5 protein-coding genes are annotated in these 5,077 nt (G+C 36.6%); 2 read left to right on the forward strand and 3 right to left on the reverse strand.

Annotated elements, in window-relative coordinates:
* Window positions 1–112 precede the first annotated feature (112 nt).
* The 3 genes from ACIQ2S_RS11145 to ACIQ2S_RS11155 all read right to left on the reverse strand — a co-directional run bounded on the left by ACIQ2S_RS11145 (window position 113) and on the right by ACIQ2S_RS11155 (window position 2,612).
* Entirely contained in the window at window positions 113–535 is a 423-nt protein-coding gene (locus tag ACIQ2S_RS11145; RefSeq protein ID WP_396175978.1) for a c-type cytochrome, read from the reverse strand.
* 6 nt (window positions 536–541) lie between these two features.
* On the reverse strand, window positions 542–1,654 hold the full coding sequence (locus ACIQ2S_RS11150; protein WP_396175980.1) for a PQQ-dependent sugar dehydrogenase: 1,113 nt from the start codon (window positions 1,652–1,654) through the stop codon (window positions 542–544).
* Window positions 1,655–1,730: 76 nt separating this feature from the next.
* On the reverse strand, window positions 1,731–2,612 hold the full coding sequence (locus tag ACIQ2S_RS11155) for a PPK2 family polyphosphate kinase (RefSeq protein WP_396175982.1): 882 nt from the start codon (window positions 2,610–2,612) through the stop codon (window positions 1,731–1,733).
* Window positions 2,613–2,660: 48 nt separating this feature from the next.
* Between ACIQ2S_RS11155 and ACIQ2S_RS11160 the strand changes: the two genes are divergently transcribed.
* Both ACIQ2S_RS11160 and ACIQ2S_RS11165 read left to right on the forward strand, forming a co-directional pair.
* Window positions 2,661–3,479, forward strand: coding sequence for a DUF6929 family protein (locus ACIQ2S_RS11160; RefSeq protein WP_396175984.1), 819 nt, complete (start codon window positions 2,661–2,663; stop codon window positions 3,477–3,479).
* 166 nt (window positions 3,480–3,645) lie between these two features.
* A partial coding sequence (locus ACIQ2S_RS11165; protein WP_396175986.1) for a hypothetical protein occupies window positions 3,646–5,077 on the forward strand: 1,432 nt, incomplete at its 3' end.

The raw sequence follows: 5,077 nt of genomic DNA on the forward strand, positions 1-5,077 counted from the left end.
TATATTTTACAGTAGGTAATGAGGTGGTTTTACAACCTATCAATAAAAAAGTTAGTGATAAAGAAAAAATCACGCATTCAATTGGGTGTCTTTGTTTTTTCATAGATAGTTATTACTTTTTAACCCCCGCAACCTCCCCTTCCGTCACTTGCATCTTCTGTTTGTTTCCCCACGAATGCATCACATAATTCATCACATCGGCAACTTCTTCATCAGTCAAACCCATCGGAGGCATGGTGTTGTTGTAGTTTATTCCATTCACTTTAATGGGTCCGGTTTGTCCAAATTTTACAGCATGTATACTCTCTTTTCGTTTGGTTTGCAACCAATCGGAACCGGCCAGTGGCGGCACTGTTTCACTTCCTTTTCCATTGGCAAGATGACAAGTCATGCAAAACTCTTGGTAAATTTCTTTCCCGGCTGCAATACTTGCTTGCAACGATTTTTTTTCTTTTGAAACATACCTATTTGATTCCGAAATACCATCGGCAATAGAATAAAACAAAGCACTTAGTACAATGAATCCAAACCTCATAAACCACTAGTTTGGAATAATTTTTATAATCCCTTTTCCTTCTACTCCCATATAAATATAACCATCCGGACCTTGAGCAACGTTTCGTAAACGACCAATATCTGTGGCGACTTTTTGACGCTCAATAACTTTGTTATCTTTCAATTTCACCAATTCTAAGTATTGAAATTTTAACGAACCTACCAATAAATGTCCGTTCCAATCAGGATAAATATCCCCGGAAACAAAAGTCATTCCGCTTGGAGCGATGGATGGCGTCCAATAATACAAAGGCTGTTCCATCCCTTCTTTTTCTGTGAGTTTTGAAATGGTCGAACCATCGTAATCAATTCCGTAAGTAATCACAGGCCAACCGTAATTAGCTGCTTTTTTTACAATATTAATTTCGTCACCGCCTTGCGGACCGTGTTCATGCGTCCATATTTGACCCGTAAAGGGATTTTTAGTCATTCCCTGCGGATTTCTGTGTCCAAATGAATAAACCGCCTCTTTCGCATTGGGTTGGCCAACAAAAGGATTATCCGATGGAATGCGACCATCGTCGTGCAAACGATAGACTTTTCCGCCATCTCTGGTGATATCTTGTGGATTTTCGGGATGATTTCCGCGGTCACCTACCGTAAAATACAAGTACCCTTCGTTATCAAAAACAATTCGCGACCCAAAATGATGTGCCTTGTTTGTATTGGGTTGTGCTTTGTATAATTCTTGAATTTGCGTCAGACTTTCATTTTCGATTTTGGCACGAATTAACTTTGTATTGGCCCCTTTTTCTTCGCCTTCCTCTGTAGAATAGGTGAGGTAAATCCATCCATTAGTGGCATAATTTGGATGCACCGCAATGTCTAAAAGTCCACCTTGATTTCTAGTAAATACTTTTGGAACGTTAGCAATAACCGTTTTCTTTTGATTTTTTACATGATAAAGTGTCCCGCTTTTTTCGGTAACCAGCATACTGCCGTCGGGCAACCACGCCATTCCCCACGGAATAGCAATTTCGGAGGCAACGGTTTCAAAGGAATACTTTTTCACCTCGTCCTTGATCGGAATATCGTTCGGTTTCTCTTGAGCTTTACAACTTTGAACAGTTAAAATGAGCAATATAAATAGTAGTCGCATTGTTTTTGTATTTTAGATTCACAAATTTTATAAAATGATTTAACTAACAAGCCTTCCTTTTAAAAACTTTAACTAATTACTTTTCTTTGCTCAAAAATTCACGATATAATGCGATATTCTCTCTTATTTTATCGTCCATTTCCGGTTCTTTTATATCGGTATACTTTTCTAATTCGTCTAAAATAGTTTTAGCTACAATAAATCGAGCGGTTTCTTTATTATCGGCCGGAACTACAAACCAAGGAGCATGAGGCTTACTGGTTTGATTAATTGCTTCTTCGTACCATTGCAAATATTGATCCCACAAAGCACGCTCTTTTAAATCGCCTGGTGAAAATTTCCAATTTTGTTTTTCAGTTTCCAGTCGTCGAAGTAAACGCTGGCGTTGTTCTTCCTTGCTTAAATGTAGAAAAAATTTCAAGATAATCACTCCATTTAAACTGACATGTTTTTCAAAAGCGTTGATGCTCTCAAAGCGATTTTCCCAAAATTCAGGAGTAATATCTTCTACTTTTTCTATTCCCGGGATATTTTCGTTTAAGATATATTCCGGATGGACCCGAGTAACCAAAACATTTTCGTAATGCGTCCGATTAAAAACCGAAAACTTTCCTTTTTCAGGTAAGGCAACATAATGTCGCCACAAATAATCGTGTTCCAATTCGGTAGAATTTGGTGTTTTAAAACTGTGAACCACCACACCGCGAGCATTGAATTCTTTAAAAACTTCACGAATCAAACTGTCTTTACCGGCCGTATCCATGCCTTGCAAGCAAATCAAAACTCCGTAGCGATTATGTGCATACATTTTGTCTTGGAGTTTACTCAATTTCTCACGGACTTTTTGTAACTCTTTCTCCTTTTTCTTTTCGGAAGTTTCGACGTTGTAAAAAGTGGGTACTTCTGATAGTTTGACAGGTGCACTGATTTTAAAATGCTCGGAACGGATGGTTTTCATAACAAAACAATTTTAAATGTTTAAATTTATACCAAAATACAAAAAATCATGGAGAAATTTCAGTTGGAAGTTTTTTTAATTTTGATGAATCTCGGAGCAGCCTCAGGATTGGTTTACACGGAAGATGCTATTTACTTGATATGTGACAGTAGTTCGTATTTGTATCAGTATTCATTTGCGACTGAAAAAACAACTAAAATTGAGTTAACAACCAATGCTCAAGAGACTATCGAAAAGAAAAACAAACCCGATTTTGAATCGATTACTTTAGCCAATAATCAATTATATATTTTTGGTTCCGGTTCAAGTGCCAAAAGAAACCAACTATTTACCTACCACTTAACAGCCGGTAAAATAGCCGAAAGAAACCTCCAACCGCAACACGATAGTTTGCAAAAGAAGTTTGGAATATCCGCAGATGATTACAACATTGAAGGAGTGATATATTACCACCAAAAAACCTTTCTCTTCCAACGAGGGAATGGTCCGAAAGCACAAAACGGTATTTTTATTCTGAATGATTCAACAAAAGAAGTAAACTACCACCCAATTGAACTCCCTGAATTAAAAGGCCTCAAAGCCACCTTTACAGATGCAGTTTTGGTAGAAGATGTCATCTATTTTTTAGCAGCTGCCGAAAAATCTGCTTCTACTTATTTGGATGGTGAAGTCACCGGATCGATTATCGGAAAACTAAATCCGGAAACATTGGCTGTTGAATTCACTCAGAAAATTTCTGATACGCATAAATTTGAAGGTATTGCAATTTACAAAAAAACGACTGATTCCGTAGAGTTTTTGCTATGTGAGGATAGTGATAGTGAACAGGAGGAGTCGAAAATTTATAAGTTGAGTTTAGGAAGGTAAAAGTTTTGTTAATGATTACGTAAGAAAAAAATGTAGTTAAAAACACACAGCCGTTATATTTTTTTTGTAACTTGCTGAGAATTAATCTTAACCTATTTTAATTTATGGTAACAAAAACCCAGCGAACAGCGAACAGCGAACAGCGTTAAAGCGGTGGAGCAAACTTATGCTTCTATGCTTTATTAGCACTACTTTTTGGCAGTGTCAAAAAGAGGAACTTGAAACAATTGAATCTACAAAACAAGGCAAACTCAATCTTTGGGTTGTACCCGGAGAAAAAGCTTTTAATGAATCCAAACAACTTCGAGAGCGAGTAACCTCTTTAAAAAGAAAAAATACTGCCGCTCGTTTGACTTCTACAATTTATAACTTTTCGATTGAAGAAGAACACGTTCAAATAATTATTGGTGATGATTATACCCAATATACGTTTAATGTAGAACGTGACAACCCAACCCCCAATCTTTTAGAAAATTATGTTTGTAAAATTTACACCGATGGCGAAGTTTTTCAATATTTAATGGGATATCCTTATACAATAGGGCAAAATGGTATTTCCTATCAAATGCAAAATTCAACCATACAAGTAATTAGCGATGAAAATATTTTAGTGACCACTGCCGGAAGAGGTTTTCCGCCGGGTTGTGTTCCAGAATTTTTGTACGAAGTATTAACATATGAATGTACTAATTATTCGTGTTCTGGTCCTGGCTCGAGTGGTGAACATCAACCAGGGCAAGGTTGTTTGTGTGGAACTCCATCACATGAAAATTGTACACCTCCATATACTAATTGTAGCTGGATTACTACCGCTGTTTATGGAGGTTGTGGTGGTGGTGGAAGCTCAGGAGGCGATGGTGGTTTTACACCACCAGCTGGTGGTGGATCTGGAGGCTCAGGAACAACAACTCCCGTTGAACCTGTAGTTACGGTGCCATTTGATGATGCTTTAAGTTTAAACAAAGAATGTCAAAAGATTACAACATTTTTAGACTCTAACCCCAACTTTAAATTACTTTTATTGGACTTAAATAACTATCTATCAGCTAATCATGAAAGATCAATAAGTAAGTTTGAAACTCAAGAAACAATAATTTATGATAACGGCTCTGCAAACCAACCTGAAGTTAAATTATTAAGCATGCCTGCAAATAAGTATGAAGCTTTTGCTCATACACAATATGAAGACCCTTTAACTGTAAATCAAGATAACTATTCAGTTTTCTCAATAGATGATCTAATCGGTATAGCTTCGCTTCTCAAAGAGGGAAGTTTGAGCGATGAATTTGTAACGTTTCTGCCAACTGGTAAAGGAACTTATTACGCTTTAACTATCCAGAATAAAAATAAATTTTTAGATTTTTTTTATTATGCTCTACAACCAACCCCGCCAACTAATGGGGACCCATATCTCATGACTAAATGGTTAAATAGTAGAGATAAATATATTAGCTTAGAAGAACAATATTATTCCGGCGTAGCGGCAGTTATAAAAGCAGATAATAGTGATAATCAACAAGTACTCACTGCTTATTTAAAATTTATGGATGATGCAAATTTAGGTGCAAGTATGTTTAAATCTGATTCTACCTGGAATT

The organism is Flavobacterium sp., from assembly GCF_044371705.1.
Lineage (GTDB): Bacteria > Bacteroidota > Bacteroidia > Flavobacteriales > Flavobacteriaceae > Flavobacterium.